The sequence below is a fragment of the Aminobacter sp. P4_D5 genome, assembly GCF_056401815.1.
Genome location: NZ_JBFUIP010000537.1, coordinates 1 through 838, shown reverse-complemented (window position 1 = coordinate 838; position 838 = coordinate 1). Strand labels below are relative to the sequence as shown.

Here is an 838-nt window from a genome sequence, read left to right as displayed (position 1 = left end):
GACCATGGCGCCGTGCAGGTCGAGGAAGATACCATCGAGCGGGCCGTCCATCAGCGCCTGCGAGAGCGCATCGAGGATCATCGCGCTGATGCGTTCGAAGGCCTCGCGCGTCACGGGGCCGGCGGGCTGGGCAAAGGTCCAGCCCAGGGGGGCGATGGTTGCACCCTGCGCCAAAGCCTCGGTGATGGCGGCGGCGGCGCAGGAGGAAGTGCCGTGCAGGCCGTCRAGCATCCCACCCGGGCGCTGCAGCGGCGGCAGGCCGCCGGGCTGCAGGAAATTCTGCCAGTTCGTGGCGACGGGGGCGAAGGAGTGGCTCTCGTGGAGAAAACCGCCGACGGCGATACGCATCTTGTCAGTCCTTGGTGTCAGCGGTGGCGATGACGGCATCGGCGAGCACGCGCAAGCCCTTCTCCGACCATTCGCGAGAGATGGATTCACTGGGATGGTGGCTGACGCCGCCATGGCAGGGGATGAAGAGCATCACGGACGGCATGCGTGCGGCGGCGTGATAGGCGTCGTGGCCCGCGCCCGAGAGGATGTCGCGGTAGCGGGCGCCATGCCGGTCGGCACCCTCTCGCAGGCGAGCAGCCAGGCCCTGGTCGAAGACCACGGCGCGGAAGGTCCAATAGGGCTCGCGTTTCACCGACAGCTTCCGGCGCGCGGCGATCGCGGCGAAGGCAGCGTCGGCCTCGGCCAGCAAGCGATCCAGCGTCTCGTTCGAGGGATGGCGATAGTCGAAGGAGAAGCGCACCTCGCCCGGCACCACGCCATCCGCTCCGGGGTCGACCATGAAGCGACAGACCGTCATGCGGCCTTCGGGGGCGATGCGATACAGGAT

General features: G+C 68.5%; 2 protein-coding genes. Both read right to left on the bottom strand.

From position 1 onward, the window contains the following. The coding region (locus AC1DWF_RS33355) for a M81 family metallopeptidase (RefSeq protein ID WP_476842782.1) at positions 1–348 on the bottom strand (348 nt) is incomplete at its 3' end. Positions 349–352: 4 nt separating this feature from the next. Further along, on the bottom strand, positions 353–838 hold a 486-nt coding region (locus AC1DWF_RS33350; RefSeq protein WP_476842781.1), incomplete at its 5' end, for a M20/M25/M40 family metallo-hydrolase.